The following is a 17,347-nucleotide window of genomic DNA, read 5'->3' on the forward strand; positions in this document are numbered from 1 at the left end:
TGCTCACTCATGGACGGGCACGCTCTTCGCCGGACGGCCCGCGCGGGCGCGCACCGCCTCGACGCGGTCGCGGTGGCGCAGGGCCCGGGACACCGCGCCGATCTCCCGCAGCAGGTCGGTGGTGTCGGGGCCGGGGGCGCTCTCGTCGTGCGGGGCCCGCGCGCGGCCCTCGACGGCGTCCAGGATCGCCACCGCGGCTGCCAGCGCCTTGGCGTCCTCGGGCGGGTGGCCGAGGGCGAGCGCGGCGTCGTACGCCCGCCCGCGCAGGTCCTCGTCGACGCGGCGGGCCAGCGGCAGCAGCACGTCGCGGATGAACGTCTCGCGCCGGGTCAGCCGCAGCTCCGGGCTGGCCCGCAGCAGCGGGGGGACCCGGCCGCCGTCGACGGTCCGCATCAGCTGGTACAGGGGCCGCAGTTCGTGGTGGGCGAGCCGGACGCGCCAGCGTTCGTGCAGGTATTGGCCGGCGTGCGGCACGATGAAGCCGACCGCGATGAGGATCGCCGACAGGCAGGCGACCGGCGGCGCCAGGTCCGTGCTCAGCCAGTCCAGGTCGTGCCCGGTCCAACGGGCCACGACGGCGGTGAGCTTGAGCGCGTCGAAGATCAGGTTCAGTCCGTAGCCGGCGCCCAGGGACTTCAGCCCCCCGCGCAGCCAGGCGTCGAGCCCGTCGGTGCGGACCCAGTTCCAGATCACCCGGGAGGTGATGAGGACGGCGACCGCGTGCGCGAGCAGGTAGAGCAGGATCTCCTCGCGCATGAACGGGGTGTTGGCGTAGTACGTGTCCAGGTCCCGCAGCCGCTCCACGGGCACGTCCGCGAGGGCGAACAGCACCCACAGCGCGATGATCACGCCCGAGTACACCGAGACGACCCGGCGCATGGCGCGGCGGGTCGCGGCCGAGCGGTCCGACAGGCCGTTGCGCCAGGCGATGATCAGCAGCAGGCAGGACCCGCAGAAGGCGGTGAGCAGCGAGTACACCCACGGCGCGGAGATGTTCGGCACGCCGGTGACGCGGTTGGTCCAGGCGATCGTCGACGGCGCGACGAAGGTGAACACCCCGCAGGCGAGCAGCAGCAGCCCGCCGACCGCGCGCAGCAGGGGGTCCTTCCACAGCCGGATGATCGTGGGCAGCTTGATGGCCAGCGCCGTGGTCAGGACCGCGGTCGGGATCCAGAAGGAGATGGAGAACGCGTCGGTCAGCGCCGCCGGGTCCAGCGCGAGCAGGACCGGCCGCGCGTCCGGCACCGGCGTGAGGCGGCCGGGGTCGACGGCCGGACCGAGGAGGCAGCAGAGCAGGGCCGGCCCGGGCAGACGCGTCACCGTGCGGCTCCTCCGCTCCCGCCGCGGGGCGCCGGCCCGGCGACGGCGGGCCTGGGAGCCCCGGGCACCCCGCGCCGTGGCGGCGCCCCGGCGATCCGGACCGCGGCTCGGCGCCCGCCCGCCCCGTCCATCCGTTTCTCCCCTCCGGCCCCTCGTCCCCTGTCCACGGCAGGTCGTCCGAGCCTACGCGTGTGGACGTGTCCGCGTCACGCGATCCGGCGAGGGCCGTGCGGCGCGCAACGGCAAGCTGGAGAAGCTGACCAAGCCATGCGCGCCCCATGCCGACGCTCTTGCTCGCCAGAGGATTTCCACCGACGCCGACGCGACCGCCGACGACGGCGTCAGCGTCGACGCTGACGCCGACGCCGTCCAGCTCGTGGTCGAGCTCGTCTCTCCCGGCAACCGTACGGTGGACCGCACGTCCAAGCCGATGCTCTACGCCGAGGCAGGCGTTCCCCACTTCTGGCGACTGGAGTTCGAGCCCGCGCCCATGCTCGTGGTCTACGACCTGGAAGGCGGCCGGTACGTGGAGCGGACGACCGCACTCGCAGGCGCCACCGTGGCCGTCGCCAAGTCGAGGTCGACCCCTGCTCGCCGCAAGGGTCTCACCGCCCCGGCGACGGCACCGGCGTCACCGGGACGCCCCCCGTCACCGCGTCCAGGAGCTCCAGGCGGACCCGGCCCGGGCCCGAGAGCGTGCCGAGTTCCGACAGGACCGCCAGGGCCAGCGTGTTGGTGCCGCGGGTGCGCAGGATGCCGTTGGGCAGGACGAAGGTGTGCTGCGGGCCCACGTCGTTGATGTACTGGCCCATGTTCCAGCCGTTCAGGAAGATCTGGACGCGGTAGGAACGGCGGGGGTCGTCGTCGAGGACCAGGCCGACCGAGGCGTCGGTGTCCGCCGGCACGGCGAGGGCGAAGGTGGTCCGGTACCAGGTCACGCCCTGCCGCCGCTCCGCGCGCGGGAGGCGCACGGACTCCCAGTCGCGGTCCGGGAAGCCCGGCAGGTGCCAGCCCTCCCGCTCGCCGTGCAGACCGCCGTTGTTCAGCGGCCCGCGCACCGGGTCGGGTGCCGTCGCGCCCTGGATCCGCCACCTCACCTTCGGGGTGGCGCCCGTGAAGGCGACCGAGGTCAGCCCGCGGGCCGCCCGTCCGGTGGCCTGTCCCGGGCCGTCCTGGGCGTGCGCCATCGGCCGGACCAGCACGGACAGCACGTGCCTGCCCGGGGTGCGCAGCCGTTCGCCGACCGGGAAGGCGGCCGTGTCCGTCCAGGTGCCCCGGTCCAGGGTGCGTCCGTCGGGCACCGGCATCCGGTGCGTGCCCAGCGGGTCGCCGTCCAGCCACGCCATCAGCAGGCCCTGGGTGCCGGTGCGGTAGGACAGTGACACCGCCTCGACGCCGGTGGCGTCCGCGAACGCGCCCCGGTACCAGACGTCCCCGTAGGGGAAGCCGTGGTCGTCGGCGGACGGCACCGGCTGCCCCCCGGACGCCGGTGCCGCGCCGTCCGGGGCCGTCCGGCCGGCGGACTGCCAGCCGGAGTCGTCGAAGCCCGGCGCGGACTCGGGGTTCTCCACCCGCATCCGCCAGCCGCCGAGTGCGGGCAGACTCACCCCGAGGGCGTCCGGCGCTCCGGGCAGCGGGCCGTCGCTGAGCAGGCTCGTGGACGTGCTGGACGTGGCCGGCACCTTGGCGCCGTTCCACGTCACACGCTCGATGCCGCGCGGCGCCCAGACCTCCATTCGGCCCTCGCCCAGGGTGTCGCCGGTGAGGTGGACCGTCGAGCCGCGCAGTTCGGCGGTGCGCAGCATCGCGGCCGGGCTGTAGACCAGCAGGGAGCCCGACGGGGTGTCGTACGGCCACAGGCGCAGCGAGGTCGCGTCGTCGGCGAACAGCAGCAGCAGCGGCCGGTCCTCGCCGTCGCCCTCGACCAGGACGCGGATCAGCCCCCGTTCGCCGAGCGGCGCCGTCACGCGCAGCACGCCCAGGTCGTAGACGAACGCGGCCTCCGCGTCCAGCCGCGTCACCAGCGGCTCCTCGGCGCAGTCCAGGGCGAGGTGCGCCAGTTCGCCGCGCCGGCCGACGAAGACGGCGACGTCCTGCCGCCCCGCGCGGGTCCACAGCATCGGCTGCGCGGTGGAGTAGCGCACCTTCCGCCGCCCCAGCGTGAGGTGGGTGACAGCCAGTTGGGCGTCCCCGGCCGGCACGGCGACCGGCAGCTCGTGCCCGGCGAGACGCATCGTCGACGCCACGTCCCGGTCACCGTCGTTGCGCAGGACGTGGACGTGGGCGCCTGTGTCCGGATTGGTCAGGTGCTGCGTCGTCAGCCCGGCCACCCCGACGTGCCCGGCCGGCTCCAGCTTGGCGAAGTCCGGGACGGTCCGCAGCATGTGCCCGATCTGGTGCGCCGCCGCCAGCTTCCCGGTGGGCCTGCGCCCCTCGTCGACGGCGGCCCCGTGGTCGTACGAGGTGTAGACGTCCGGCGCGGGCAGCCAGCCCCAGGAGGTGCCGCCGAAGGCCGTGCCGGTGTCGTGCACGGTGATGCCCCGGGCGAGCCGGGTGAGTCCGGTGCGCCGCTCGTACGCGGCGTCGCGGGTGCGCCGCGCCTCGGCGTAACCCTTGCCGTCGAACCGGGCCCCGCCCCACGGATCGGCCGCGCCGGCCCCGCTCACGGCGAGGAGACCGGGCCCCTTTCCGGCGTCGGCGCCGGAGGGGCCGGGAATCCAGGTGCGGACGCGGTCTGCGCCGGCGTGGAAGAGGGGGACGTCGATGCCGTCGGCGCGGAGCCTGCCGTACAGGTGTGCCAGGTAGGCCTGGCCGGCGGGCTCGTTGACACGGACGTCCGCCCCGTCCTCCAGGCGGTAGAGCAGCACCGTGCCCCGGCCCGACGTGAACAGGTGCCGTACGGCGACGGCGTCGACGGCGCTCAGCCACTCGTCGACGTGTGAGAGGTAGGCCGGGTCGGCGGCGCGGGCGGTGCCGTCCGGTGTGGCCGGGAGCCAGCCCGGGAGGCCGCCGCCGTCGATGTCGGCGCCGATGTACGGTCCGGGGCGCAGCACGACGTACAGACCGGTCTCGGCCGCCGTGCGCAGGAACAGGTCCAGGTCCCGCACGCCGGTGAAGTCGTACCGTCCCGGCGCGGGGGAGTGGTGGTTCCAGGCCACGGGGACGGTGACGGCGTTGTGGCCGTGCGCGCGCAGCTTCTGCAGGACGTCGCGCCACAGGGAGGGACTCGGCAGCCGGAAGGGGTGCATCTCGCCCGACCACAGGACCAGCCGCCGGCCGTCCACGACGAGGGAGTGGCGGTCGAACTCGACCGAGTGCCGCCGGCCGTCGGCGCGGGGCGGCGCGGGCGGCGGGCCCGTGGGGACCTCGCGTGCGGCGTAGGCCGAGGACGCCCCCGGCCCGCCACTGCCGCCCAGCGCGAAGCCGAGCGCGGCGGTGCCGGCGAGGGCGCTGAAAGTACGTCTGCTGAGCGCCAAGGGTCTGCCTCCCGGGCGATCTTACGGGGAGCGGGCCCGGCCATTCTCCACGGTCGCGGACCGCCCGGACCGCCCGAATGGCCGGAGACCGACCTGGCCTGTCGCGCAGCGCGTGCGTACGATGCGACCGCTCCCGGCCTTCACGGGTCCCTCATGGTTTCTCCACGGGCCTGGGGCGTGTGCGCCGCCTGCTTTGTCGTGCCCATGACACAGCAGGCGCGCGGCACAAAGAGCACCTGACCGAACCGGAACGTCCCAGCACCCCCCACCGCACGCCCTTGAACGGATGGGAGAACCATGACCGGCGGACTGCTCATGAGCGGCGCGATCGCCGCGCTCCTGACCACCGCGCTACCCGCGCAGCACCCGTCCCCCGTGTTCGACGACCCGCCCCCGGACAAGATCGTCATCGACGTGGCCACGGTGAACGGCTCCGGCTGTCCGCAGGGGACGGCCGCCGTCGCCGTCTCCCCGGACAACACGGCCTTCACCGTCACCTACAGCGACTATCTCGCCCAGGCGGGCGGCACCTCCGACCCCACGGCCTTCCGCAAGAACTGCCAGCTCAACCTGGTCGTCCACGTCCCGCAGGGCTTCAGCTACGCCATCGCCAGCGCCGACTACCGCGGCTTCGCCTCGCTCCAGCAGGGCGCGAGCGGTACCCAGAGGGCGTCGTACTACTTCCAGGGCTCGCCGAGCACCGCCGTCAGGAACCACCCCTTCAGCGGCCCCTACAACGACGACTGGCAGGCCACCGACGAGACCGACTGGGCCCAGTTGGTCTGGGCGCCCTGCGGGGTGCTGCGCAACTTCAACATCAACACCGAGCTGAGAGTCAGCGCCGGCACGTCCGCGCCCGGCAAGGTCAGCTTCATGACGATGGACTCGACCGACGGCGACATCAGCACCGTGTACCACCTGGCGTGGAAGGAGTGCCCGCGGTCCTGACCCACCGGCGAACGGCGGCCCGCCCGACCCGCACCGGACGGGCCGCCCTCACCGGCGCCCCGCGGTCACTGAGCCGAAGGGGGTGTTCGGCTGTTTCCAGGCAGTCGCTGTTCGCCGGAACCGCGCACACGCCGGCCGTCGACCACCGTCGGTCACCTCCCGCGCCCATGGTCACGGCACGTCACCGGTACCGTCCGGCCGGTCACCGCGTACGGCGCGACAGCGTACGCGGCCCTGACCTGGTTAAGCGGCCTCCGTGTGCGCCAGTATCCGGGTATGACAGCACGCACCACCCCCGAACCGCCGGTTACCGTACGTACGTTCACTCAGCGACTCAGCGCGACACCGCGCGGTGCCCGGCTCGCCCGCCGGCTCGCCGTGCGTCAGCTGGAGACCTGGGGTGTCCCGCCGGCCTCCGCGCCGTCCGACGCCGTGGTGGCGGTCGTCGCGGAGCTGGCGGCCAACGCGGTGACCCACGGCCGGGTTCCGGGGCGGCACTTCGAGCTGCGGCTCTCGCTCGTCACAGGCAGCGTCCGTGTCGAGGTGACCGATCCCCGCGCCGGCGCGCTGCCGCCGGGGCCGTGTGAGGTGCGGCCGGCCGGCCCCCTCGACGACACCGGCCGCGGACTGGCGGTCGTCGATGCCCTCGCCGACCGCTGGGAGGTGCTGGACCGCGAACACGGGGCACCAGGCAAGACCGTGCGGGCCGAGGTGGACCTGCCGGTGCCGTACTGGCGCCTCAGCGAACGTCACCGCGGTGCACCGCCGGGTTCCGCGACAGCCGGCTGACGCCGGCCCGCACCTGGCCGCCGGGGGTCGGGGGCGGCACCCGGCGAAGGGGACCCGGTCCCGCCGCCCGGGATGAGGGCGGCACCCGGCGGATTCCCCGGCGGGCGCGAGCCGGGCGTCCGGTGTCGCGTGCCGCCCCTGGTCACCGCGATGGCCCGAGGGTGCGGCCGTTCCCCGGCCCGGTCAGCCCGCCTGGCCCATTCCCGCCGCGTCCGGCCAGGTCTGCGGGGCCGGCCAGCCGGTCGCCGGGGCAGGGGCCAGGCCGGGGACGCCGGGGGCGGTCATGCCCCTCACCTGGGCGGCCGTGAGGCCGCCGCGGGCGGGGACCCCCGGCGGGGTGAGACCGGTCGCCGCCGCGGCGGGCACCGGGGACGACATCGGCACCGGCGCCGGGCCGGGCACCGGAGAGGGCACCGGGACCGCCGCGGCGGCGGGCACCGGCGCCGGCATCGGGGCCGGGGTGGGTGCCTGGTGTGAGGCGGCCGGGGCCAAGGGCTGCGCCGGAACGGGAGCAGGAGCGGGAGCAGGGGCCGGAGCGGGGACGGGCGCCGGTGCGGCGGGCTGGGGCATGGCCGGTGCCGCCGCCGACAGCGGCATCCCGGCGCCGGCCGGCCGCGCGGCGGGCACGGCCGGCACGGGAGCGGGGAGCGGCACACCGGGGCCGGGGACGGGGGCCGGGGCGGCCGCGGGCCGCGCCCCGGCGCCGGCACCCCCCGCCGGGGCGGCCGGCATCCGCGTGCCCGCGCCGTTGGTCGCGTTGATCAGCCGGTCCACGGCCGCCGTACCCGAGCTGTAGGTGGTCCCGATACCCGGCTCGGGCACGGCGGCTTCCCTCCCGGTCCCGTAGAGCACCGACTCCAGGCCGGACACCAGGCGACGCACGTCCACCTGGGGGCGCACCACGAGACGCAGGAAGCGGCTGGACGAACCGATCTTGTTGCCGCACTCACGGACCAGGATCCGGTGCTCGGTGAGCAGCCGGTCCCGGACCACGGTTCCCTCGGCGCCCACGGGCAGGCGCACGAAGAGGAAGTTGCCCTGCGACGGGTAGACCGTCAGGCCGGGCAGCGCGGAGAGGTGGCTGGCCATCTCCAGCCGGTCGCGGCGCACCTGCTGCAGGCTCTGCTGATACGCGGCACCGTGCTCCTTCAGCATGAACACCACGTACTCGGCGAAGGAGTTCAGGTTCCACTTCGGCAGCATCGAGCGGATCCGGCCCGCGAGCGCCGGGTTGGCGACCAGGTAGCCGAAGCGGATGCCGTGCAGGCCGAAGTTCTTGCCGAGGCTGCGCAGGACGACGACGTTGGGGCGGAGCATGGCCTCCTGGACGACGCTGGGTTCGGCCTCCGCGTCGGCGAACTCCAGGAACGACTCGTCGATCACGACCAGGTCCAGATCGGCCATCGCGTCCATGAACTGCACCACCTGCTGCCGGTGCAGGAAGCCTCCGTCGGGGTTGTTGGGATTGCAGATCACGGCGACCCGGGAGCCGCGGGACCGGATGAACTCCGCGTACTGCCCGGGGTCGAGGGCGAAGCCGCCGGCCTCCTGCAGCGGGAACATGTCGACCCGTTTGCCGGTCTCCATCGGCTGGTCGGTCCAGCGGCCGAAGGTGGGGACGGGGACGGCGAGGGACTCGCGGACCAGCAGGTGGTCGATCCAGGTGATCAGCTCGGTGGATCCGTTGCCCATGGCCACGCACTGCGGCGGGAGCTGGAGGAGGCTGCACAGCTCGGCCGTGATGGTGTCCGCGCCGCTCGGGTAGTAGGTGATGATCTCGCGCAGCCGGGCCGCCATCTCGTCGAACATCTCCGGCGTGGGGAAGTACGGGTTGCACGGGATGCAGAAGTCCACCGGCCCGGCCCCGTCGCCGCCCTCACGCGTCAGCGCCGCCATCGAGGGGCTGTGCGCCGCCGTGCCGCGGAACAGCGAGGTGACGTTGCCGGCCATGGAACCTCCGTCTGAGGCGGGCCCGGCGGGGACGTCCGGACCCGTCGTCTGTGGGTGGCCCGCGCGGGGGGGAGCGCGGGCCACCCATGCATACGACGGCGGCGACCGGGCCGTTCAACTCACGGGCGCGGACGGGTGCTCCGCCGGTTCCGATCAGGCACCGAAGGAGTGGACTGTCGTCGTCCGGTAGACCTGCCCGGGGCGCAGCACGGTCGACGGGAAGGACGGCCGGTTCGGCGAGTCCGGGAAGTGCTGCGTCTCCAGGCACAGTCCGTCGCCCTGCCGGTAGGTGTGTCCGGAGGGACCGACCAGGGTGCCGTCGAGGAAGTTGCCCGAGTAGAACTGCACGCCCGGCTGGTCCGTGGCGATCCTCAGGGTGCGGCCGGACCGCGGGTCGCGCAGGGTGACGGCGTGCTCGGGCTCGGCGGTCACGCCCTGGTCGAGGACGAAGTTGTGGTCGAAGCCCTTGGCGGTGACCAACTGGGGGTGCCCGGCGCGGATGTCCCGGCCGACGGGCTTGGCCCGGCGGAAGTCGAACGGGGTGCCCCCCACCGGCGCCAGTTCGCCCGTGGGGATGAGACCGGAGTCGGTGGGGGTGTAGCGGGACGCGCGCAGCGTCAGTTCGTGGTCGTACACGCTGCCGCTGCCCTCGCCCGCGAGGTTGTAGTAGGTGTGGTTGGTCAGGTTGACGACCGTCGGCTTGTCGGTGGTGGCCCGGTAGTCGACGCGCCAGTCGCCGTGCCGGGTGAGGGTGAAGGTCACCTTCGTGCGCAGGGTGCCCGGGTAGCCCATCTCGCCGTCGGCGCTCGTGTAGTACAGGTGCAGGCCGACGTCGGAGCCCCGGGTGAACGGCTCGACGTCGAAGACGCGGGTGTTGAAGCCCCTGGCGCCGCCGTGCAGGCTGTTCTCGCCGTCGTTGACGGAGAGCTGGTGGACGGTGCCGTCCAGGGTGAAGCGGCCCTTCGCGATGCGGTTGCCGTAGCGGCCGATGGTCGCGCCGAAGAAGGTGGTGCCGGCGACGTACGCGTCGAGGTCGTCGTAGCCCAGGGAGACGTTGGCGTACCGGCCGTGCCGGTCCGGGATCTCCAGGGACTGCACGATGCCGCCGTAGGACAGGACCTTCATCCGGGTCCCGCCGTTGGCCAGCGACCAGCGGTACACCCTGGTGCCGTCGGCGAGTGTGCCGAAGAGCTCCTTCACCGGCTTCCCCCTGCCTGCCGGGGCGGCGTGCGCCGTCCCTGCCGTCGCGGCCGTGACACCCGCGGCCGCCGCGCCCGCGATGACCGTTCGTCTGCTCATTTCCACTGCGGCTCCCGTGAGAGGAAGGGGCCCCGCACGGTCGGTGCGGGGCCCGAGCTGACCTACGAACCGACCTTGCGCTTGTTCCACACGTCGAACCCGACCGCCGCCAGCAGCACCAGGCCCTTGATGACCTGCTGCCAGTCGGTGCCGATGCCGACGAGGTTCATGCCGTTGTTCAGCACGCCCAGGACCAGACCGCCGATGATCGCGCCGAGGACGGTGCCGACGCCGCCGCTCATCGACGCGCCGCCGATGAACGAGGCCGCGATCGCCTCCAGCTCGAAGTTCAGGCCGGCCTTGGGCGAGGCCGCGTTGAAGCGGGCGGCGAAGACCAGGCCCGCCAGGGCCGCGAGCATGCCCATGTTCAGGAAGACCAGGAAGGTGACCTTCTTGTCCTTCACGCCCGACAGCTTGGCCGCGGGCAGGTTGCCGCCGATGGCGTAGATGTGGCGGCCGACGACGGCGTTGCGCATCACGTAACCGAAGCCGACGAGCAGCACGCCCAGGATCAGCAGAACGATCGGGGCGCCCTTGTAGCTGGCCAGCAGCAGCGTGACCACCAGCACCGCGGCGGCCAGCGCGACCAGCTTCAGCGCGAACAGCCGGGCGGGCGGCACCTCCAGGGCGAACTCCTGCTGCCGCTTGCGGTCGCGGAGCTCCTGGAACACCACGAACGCGATGAGCGCCAGCCCCAGCAGCAGGGTGAGGTTGTGGTAGTTGGTCTTCGGGCCGACCTCGGGCAGGAAGCCGTTGGCGACCTTCTGCAGGCCCTCCGGGAAGGGACCGAGCGTCTGGCCCTTCAGGAAGATCTCCGTCAGACCGCGGAAGATGAGCATGCCCGCCAGGGTCACGATGAACGACGGTATGCCGCCGTAGGCGATGAAGAAGCCCTGGACGGCGCCGGCGACCGCGCCCACGGCCAGGCACAGCACCACGGCGAGCGGCCACGGCAGGTCGTTCCTGACCATGAACACCGCGGCCATGGACCCGACGAACGCCGTCAGCGAGCCCACCGACAGGTCGATGTGGCCCGCGATGATGACCAGCATCATGCCGATCGCGAGGATCAGGATGTAGCTGTTCTGCAGCACCAGGTTGGAGACGTTGCGCGGCAGCAGCAGGTCGCCCTCGGTCCACACGGCGAACAGCACGACGATCACGCCGAGGGCGATCAGCATGCCGTACTGGCGCATGTTGCGGCGCATGCCGTCCAGCACCAGCTGCAGCAGCCCGCCGCCGGCGCCCGCCCCGCCCCTGCCGGGCGGCGCGGCGGCCGGGGTCTTGTCGGTGACTTCCGTGCTCATCGCGATACCTCTTTGTCCTTCGTCATCTGCCGCATCAGTGCTTCCTGCGAGGCCTCGGCCCGCGAGAACTCGCCGGTCAGCCGCCCCGCGGCCATCGTGTAGACGCGGTCGCACATGCCGAGCAGCTCGGGCAGCTCGGAGGAGATGAAGACGACCGCCTTGCCCTGGGCGGCCAGCTGGTCGATGACCGTGTAGATCTCGTACTTGGCGCCCACGTCGATGCCGCGCGTGGGCTCGTCGAGGATCAGCACATCGGGACCGGCGAAGATCCACTTGCTGAGGACGACCTTCTGCTGGTTGCCGCCGGACAGCCTGCCCACCGGCTCGAACACGGTCGGCGCCTTGATGTTCATGGACGTGCGGAAGCCCTCGGCGACCCGCCGCTCCGCGTGCTCGTCCACCACACCGCGCCGGGCCACCTTGCCCAGCGCGGTCAGCGAGATGTTGCGGTTGATGGTGTCGATGAGGTTCAGGCCATAGCGCTTGCGGTCCTCGGTGACGTAGGCGATGCCGCTGCGGACCGCCTCCGGGACGGTCCTGGTGCGGATCTCCCGGCCGTCCTTGAGCACCGTGCCGCCCGCGTAGCGGCCGTAGGCCCGCCCGAAGACGCTCATGGCCAGCTCGGTGCGGCCGGCGCCCATGAGGCCCGCGATGCCGACGATCTCGCCGCGCCGCACCTTCAGCGACACGTCGTCGACCACCTTGCGCTGCTGGTCGATCGGGTGGTGCACGGTCCAGTTGCGGATCTCCAGGGCCGGGGCCGTGCCCTCCTCGGGCCGGTGCGGCGTCCGCTCCGGGAAACGGTGCTCCAGGTCGCGGCCGACCATCCCGCTGATGATCCGGTCCTCGGTGGTCTCCGGCGCCGTCACGTCGAGCGTCTCGATGGTGCGTCCGTCGCGGAGGATCGTCACCGAGTCGGCGACCCTGCGGATCTCGTTGAGCTTGTGGGAGATGATGATCGAGGTGATGCCCTGGTCCTTCAACTGCAGGATGAGGTCCAGGAGTTTGCCGCTGTCCTCGTCGTTGAGCGCCGCGGTCGGCTCGTCGAGGATGAGCAGCTTCACCTCCTTCGACAGTGCCTTGGCGATCTCCACCAGCTGCTGCTTGCCCACGCCGATGTCGGCGACGCGGGTCTCCGGGTGCTCGTCGAGCCCGACCCGGCGCAGCAGCTCGCCGGCGTGCCTGAGCGTGTCGTTCCAGTTGATGAGTCCGCGCCTGGCGTGCTCGTTGCCGAGGAAGATGTTCTCCGCGATGGAGAGGTAGGGCACCAGGGCCAGCTCCTGGTGGATGATCACGATGCCGCGCTGCTCGCTCGCCCGGATGTCCCGGAAGCGGCAGACCTCCGACTCGAAGAGGATGTCGCCCTCGTAGGTGCCGTGCGGGTGGACGCCGGAGAGGACCTTCATGAGGGTCGACTTGCCGGCGCCGTTCTCCCCGCAGATGGCGTGGACCTCGCCCCGCCGGACGGTCAGGGTGACGTCCGACAGCGCCTTGACACCGGGGAAGGTCTTGACGATCGAGCGCATTTCCAGGACGGGTCCCGCCATGGTCGTGCCTTCCAATCAGTGGGTGCCGGCGGTTACTTGAGGTCGCTTTCCTTGATGTAGCCGGAGTCGACGACGGCCTTCCGGTAGTTGCCCTTGTCGACGGCGACCGGCGTGAGCAGGTAGGCGGGCACGACCTTCGCACCGTTGTCGTAGGTCTTGGTGTCGTTGACCTCGGGCTTCTTGCCGTCCAGCACGGCGTCCACCATGTTCGAGGCCACCTTGGCGAGTTCGCGGGTGTCCTTGTAGACGGTCATCGACTGCTCGCCGGCGATGATCGACTTCACCGAGGCGACCTCGGCGTCCTGGCCGGTGACGACCGGCAGCGGCTTGGCCTTGGAGCCGTAGTCGTCCGACTTCAGCGCCGAGAGGATGCCGATGGAGATGCCGTCGTACGGCGAGAGGACCGCGTCGACGCGGGTGGACTTGTAGGACGAGGTCAGGATGTCGTCCATGCGCTTCTGGGCGGTGCCGCCGTCCCAGCGCAGGGTGGTGACCTGGTTGAGCCGGGTCTGGCCCGAGCGGACGACGAGCTGCTTGCCGTCGATGTAGGGCTGCAGGACCTTCATCGCGCCCTGGAAGAAGTAGCGGGTGTTGTTGTCGTCGTTGGAGCCGGCGAACAGCTCGATGTTGAACGGGCCCTTCTTGCGGGCCTTCAGGCCGAGCTTGTCGACGATGTAGGTGCCCTGCAGCTCGCCGACCTTCTCGTTGTCGAAGGACGCGTAGTAGTCCACGTTCCGCGTGCCCAGGATCAGGCGGTCGTAGGAGATCACCGGGATACCGGCGTCCTTGGCCTGCTGCAGCACGTTGTTCAGGGACTTGTTGTCGATGGCGGCGATGATCAGCGCCTTGACGCCCTGCGTGATCAGGTTCTCGACCTGCGAGACCTGCTGGTCGGGGTCGTCCTCGCCGTAGACCAGCTTGGTCTTGTAGCCCTTGGACTCCAGGTCCTTCTTCACGTTGTCGCCGTCGGCGATCCAGCGCTCGGAGGACTTCGTCGGCATCGCGATGCCGATGGTCGCGCCCTGGGCGCCCTTGTCGTCCACCTTGCTGCCGCCCTCGCCGTTCTGGCCGCAGGCGGTCAGGGTGAGGGCGAGGGAGGCGGCCGCGGCCGTGGCGGCGAGGGCAGCTCTGCGGTTACGCATGATCATCATCCTTGACGTGTGAGTGCGGGGCTCGGTCTGGAGTTCGGGAGGTGCGCAGTCGCTGGGATGTGGTGCCGGACGTGAGAGCGAGAGAAGGTGTGTGGGATTGTGCGCGGCTGTGTGGGCTTCTGTGAAGCCGAGTTTCCGGAACGTTATGACGGGAGCGCGAAACGCTTCAGCTCCCCCGGCAGCCGGGACCCGAGCGGCGCCATGTCACCGTCCGCTCCGTGGCGCGCGAGCAGGTCCAGGGCGAGCCGGCCGCGCCGGACCCGCTCCCTGGCGGTGGCCAGGGTCAGCTCCCGCAGGTGGTGCCCGTACGGGTAGATGCCGGGGGCCTTGGACAGGCCGAACTTGAGGTAGAGCGGTGCGCCGCGCCGGATCAGCTCGGCGACCTCGTACATCCGTACGTAACCGCCGAGATCGTCGGGCGCCTCGATGTACATGTCCATGGGCGCGGCCGAAACCCGCCGGATCTCGGTGAGGTGATCCAGCGTCAGGTCGCTGGGCACGTTGACCGAGTCGGCGCCCAGACGCTCGTAGACCGCGAACGACGCCGGATTCACCGGGCCGATCAGCGCCGACACCTTCAAGGTGGTGTCGGCCGGGATGAGGCCCGCCCCGCGCGCCCGGTGCAGTGTCCACAGCACGCCCTCGTCGGCGACGAGCAGGCACCTGACGCCCAGTTCGGTCGCCCGGACGGCGTCCTCGACGCAGCCGGCGACCGCGTCGTGGCCCCGGGCCCTCAGACCCGCGCCGCGCGAGTCGGAGCGCACCGAGCCGCCGATGTCCCAGGTGCCGCGCGGACCGGTGAACAGGCACAGCTCGATGGCGTGTTCACCGGTGGCCGCGACCATCTCGGTGATCTCGGCGTCGGTCAGCATCCACACGCCGCTGCCCTGGCTGATCCGGTGGATCGGCACGTCGAGCCGTGCGGCCTCCTCGAGCACCGCCGCCAGCGCCTCGGGGCCCTCGCACGAGGGGATCTCGGTGCGCCAGTGGCCGCCGCCCGGGAAGGCGTGGGGCGAGGCGTCGGCGGGGTCGAGGGCGGGGGCGCCCAGGCCCAGTGCGGCGAGCGCCTGCTCACCGGGCCTGCGGGCCGCCGTGGCGGAAGCGTGGGTCACTAGCTGTCCTTCGTGTTCGAAGTTTCGGACAAGGTTCGCGGCTCGGGGTGTGCGCCGGTGCGGGACCTTGCGTGCGGGGTGCGAGGTGCGGCCCTCGGGCCGTGCCGCACCGGACCTGCGGCCGGGCGTCGTTCAGGGGCGGAGCAGCACCTTGCCGACCGCGGGGTCGTCCGCCCCGACCAGGGCCATGGCCCGGGAGAACTCGGCGAGCGGCAGCTCGTGGGTGACCAGCGGCAGCGGATCGAGCAGTCCGGCCGCGAACACCCGCACCGTGTGCGCCCAGGCGTCCGGTGGCGCGCCGAAGACGGTGTGCACCTCCAGCTGACGGACCACCAGGTCGGTGGGGTCGAGCCCGTCCGCGCCCGGCGCCGGGATGCCCGTGAGGACCAGCCGTCCGCCGCGCCGGAGCAGGGCGGCGGAGGTGCGCGCGGCGGACGCGGACCCGGCGGCCTCGATCACGACGTCGACGTCGTCGGGGAGGGGCCGGCCCACGGTGCGGAAGTCGGTGGCACCGAACCGCCGGGACAGCGCCTCCCGGTCGCGCCGGGTGCCGACGACGAGCAGACCGGCCGGGGAGACGGCCCGGAGGAACTGCACGGCGAGCATGCCGAGCGTGCCGGTGCCGACGACCGCGACGCGCTCGCCCGGCCGCGCGTTCACCTTGAGCGCGGCGGCCGCGACGCAGGCGGCGGGCTCCAGCAGGGCGGCGGCTGTCAGGTCGGCGTCGTCCGGCAGGACGTGCAGGAGCCGGGCCGGCAGGGTCAGCGTGCCGGCCATCGCGCCGGGCTGGGTGAACCCGGTCTCCTCGTACCCGGCGCCGCACAGGGTGGTCTCCCCCGCGTGGCAGCGGTCGCACACCTGGCAGTTGCGGAAGCCCTCCCCGACGACCTTCCGGCCGGCCAGACCGGCGGGCACCCCGGCACCGACCGCCCGGACCGTCCCCGACCACTCGTGACCCGGGACCAGGGGGTAACGGACGTACCCCCGCGGCCGGTTGCCCTGGTAGACCTCGCGGTCGCTGCCGCAGATCCCCACCGCGTGCACGGCGACCAGCGCCTCGCCGGGTCCGGGCTCGCGCGGCTCGTGCGGGACCAGGCGGTGGGCGCCCGGTGCCTCGATCAGGACGGCCCCGCTCATCGGGTGCCCTTCGGCCTGCGTTGCTCCCAGCCCTCGGCCCACAGGTCGAACCGCGCCTGCTGCTGCGGGAACTCGGCGGCCGCGTCGGTGTCCAGCTCCACGCCCAGGCCGGGGGCGTCGGAGAGGTGGAAGTAGCCGTCGACGACCTGCGGCGCGCCCTTGACGACCTTCTTGATCTCCGCGTCGGCGAAGTCGTTGAAGTGCTCCAGGATCTTGAAGTTGGGGGAGGTGAAGCCGACCTGGAGGCTGGCGGCCGTCAGCACCGAGCCGCCGACGTTGTGCGGGGCGACGAGCATGTAGTGCGTCTCGGCGGTCGCGGCCAGCTTCCGGGTCTCCCAGATGCCGCCGATGTGGCCGACGTCGGGCTGGAGGATGTCCGCGGCCTGGTTCTCGAACAGCTCGCGGAACTCGATCCGGTCGTGGATGCGCTCACCGGTGGCGACCGGCAGGTCCACCTTCTCGGCCACCTTCTTCAGCGCCTTGAGGTTCTCCGGCGGGACCGGCTCCTCCAGCCAGGCCGGCTGGTACGGGGCCAGCTCCCTGGCCAGCCGGACGGCGGTGGCGGGGGAGAAGCGGCCGTGCATCTCCAGCATCAGCTCGGTGTCCGGGCCGATGGCGTCCCGGACGGCCTCGATGAGGGAGACGGAGTACAGGGTCTGCTCGTGGTCGAGTTCGAAGTGGCCGGTGCCGAAGGGGTCGATCTTCAGGGCCCGGTAACCCCGCGCGACGACCTCCTGCGCGGCCTTGTGGTAGGCCTCCGGGCTCCGCTCGGTGGTGTACCAGCCGTTGGCGTACGCCTTGACCCGGTCGGTGACCCTGCCGCCCAGGAGCTGCCACACCGGCACACCGAGGGCCTTGCCCTTGATGTCCCAGCAGGCCATCTCGACGACCGCGATGCCGGACATGACGATCTCGCCCGCGCGGCCGTAGTCGCCGTACTTCATCCGGCGGACGAGGTCCTCCACGGCGAACGGGTCCGACCCGGCGACGTGGTTGGCCTCGGCCTCCCGCAGGTAGCCGATCAGTGCGTCGGTGTGGCCCAGCATCCGGGTCTCCCCGACTCCCGTGATGCCCTCGTCGGTGTGCACCTGTACGTACGTCAGGTTGCGCCACGGCGTCCCGACCACGTGCGTGCTGATTCCGGTGATGCGCACGGCAGTTGCCCCTCCGCCTGTTCGATATTTCGTCACACGTTCGAAATGCTGGCGTGACATTAGGGACGGCGCGCCGGGGGTGTCAATGGGTCGGACGCGTAACGGTTTCGGCCGACTCTTCGGGCGTTTCCTCGATTCCCCACAGAACCTTCACCGG

The 17,347-nt window shown here is 72.3% G+C and carries 12 protein-coding genes and 1 pseudogene; 3 read left to right on the forward strand and 10 right to left on the reverse strand.

The genetic code is table 11. The features are described 5' to 3' along the window. Positions 1–3: 3 nt before the first annotated feature. Positions 4–1,200, reverse strand: coding sequence for an MAB_1171c family putative transporter (locus ACWDNY_RS14830; protein WP_451646180.1), 1,197 nt, complete (start codon positions 1,198–1,200; stop codon positions 4–6). Here ACWDNY_RS14830 and ACWDNY_RS14835 point away from each other — a divergent pair. After that, positions 1,181–1,867 (forward strand): annotated as a pseudogene (locus ACWDNY_RS14835) (Uma2 family endonuclease); the annotation flags it as partial. The gene ACWDNY_RS14830 and the pseudogene ACWDNY_RS14835 sit on opposite strands and share 20 nt — an antisense overlap. Positions 1,868–1,925: 58 nt before the next feature. Here ACWDNY_RS14835 and ACWDNY_RS14840 read toward each other — a convergent pair. After that, complete coding sequence (locus ACWDNY_RS14840) at positions 1,926–4,796, reverse strand: beta-galactosidase (RefSeq protein ID WP_451646134.1); 2,871 nt, start codon at positions 4,794–4,796, stop codon at positions 1,926–1,928. 297 nt (positions 4,797–5,093) lie between these two features. Between ACWDNY_RS14840 and ACWDNY_RS14845 the strand changes: the two genes are divergently transcribed. Next, complete coding sequence (locus tag ACWDNY_RS14845) at positions 5,094–5,744, forward strand: DUF4360 domain-containing protein (protein WP_451646135.1); 651 nt, start codon at positions 5,094–5,096, stop codon at positions 5,742–5,744. Positions 5,745–6,020: 276 nt separating this feature from the next. Then, the gene (locus tag ACWDNY_RS14850; RefSeq protein ID WP_451646136.1) at positions 6,021–6,533 is read left to right on the forward strand and encodes an ATP-binding protein; all 513 of its coding nucleotides are present in this window, start codon (positions 6,021–6,023) and stop codon (positions 6,531–6,533) included. A 183-nt stretch (positions 6,534–6,716) separates the two neighbouring features. Here the strand turns inward: ACWDNY_RS14850 and ACWDNY_RS14855 are convergent, their stop codons facing one another. The 8 genes from ACWDNY_RS14855 to ACWDNY_RS14890 all read right to left on the reverse strand — a co-directional run bounded on the left by ACWDNY_RS14855 (position 6,717) and on the right by ACWDNY_RS14890 (position 17,190). Next, complete coding sequence (locus ACWDNY_RS14855; RefSeq protein ID WP_451646137.1) at positions 6,717–8,483, reverse strand: pyridoxal phosphate-dependent aminotransferase; 1,767 nt, start codon at positions 8,481–8,483, stop codon at positions 6,717–6,719. 153 nt (positions 8,484–8,636) lie between these two features. Beyond that, positions 8,637–9,788: an aldose epimerase family protein gene (locus tag ACWDNY_RS14860; RefSeq protein ID WP_451646138.1), complete on the reverse strand. Its 1,152-nt coding sequence runs from the start codon at positions 9,786–9,788 to the stop codon at positions 8,637–8,639. Between the two features lie 56 nt (positions 9,789–9,844). Next, positions 9,845–11,089 carry a multiple monosaccharide ABC transporter permease gene (gene mmsB / locus ACWDNY_RS14865; protein WP_451646139.1) on the reverse strand — a complete coding sequence of 415 codons (1,245 nt, stop codon included), beginning with the start codon at positions 11,087–11,089 and terminating at the stop codon, positions 9,845–9,847. Further along, positions 11,086–12,636 (reverse strand): multiple monosaccharide ABC transporter ATP-binding protein, encoded by a 1,551-nt coding sequence (gene mmsA / locus ACWDNY_RS14870; protein ID WP_451646140.1) that lies wholly within the window; start codon positions 12,634–12,636, stop codon positions 11,086–11,088. Before mmsA ends, mmsB begins: the two co-directional genes overlap by 4 nt. Positions 12,637–12,668: 32 nt before the next feature. Continuing rightward, complete coding sequence (chvE, locus tag ACWDNY_RS14875) at positions 12,669–13,778, reverse strand: multiple monosaccharide ABC transporter substrate-binding protein (RefSeq protein ID WP_451646141.1); 1,110 nt, start codon at positions 13,776–13,778, stop codon at positions 12,669–12,671. A gap of 152 nt (positions 13,779–13,930) precedes the next feature. Then, positions 13,931–14,899 carry a hypothetical protein gene (locus ACWDNY_RS14880; RefSeq protein WP_451646142.1) on the reverse strand — a complete coding sequence of 323 codons (969 nt, stop codon included), beginning with the start codon at positions 14,897–14,899 and terminating at the stop codon, positions 13,931–13,933. A 132-nt stretch (positions 14,900–15,031) separates the two neighbouring features. Next, on the reverse strand, positions 15,032–16,036 hold the full coding sequence (locus ACWDNY_RS14885; protein WP_451646143.1) for a zinc-dependent alcohol dehydrogenase: 1,005 nt from the start codon (positions 16,034–16,036) through the stop codon (positions 15,032–15,034). Further along, positions 16,033–17,190 carry a mandelate racemase/muconate lactonizing enzyme family protein gene (locus ACWDNY_RS14890; RefSeq protein WP_451646144.1) on the reverse strand — a complete coding sequence of 386 codons (1,158 nt, stop codon included), beginning with the start codon at positions 17,188–17,190 and terminating at the stop codon, positions 16,033–16,035. Before ACWDNY_RS14890 ends, ACWDNY_RS14885 begins: the two co-directional genes overlap by 4 nt. Positions 17,191–17,347: the final 157 nt, after the last annotated feature.

The organism is Streptomyces sp. NPDC003697 (genome assembly GCF_053587115.1).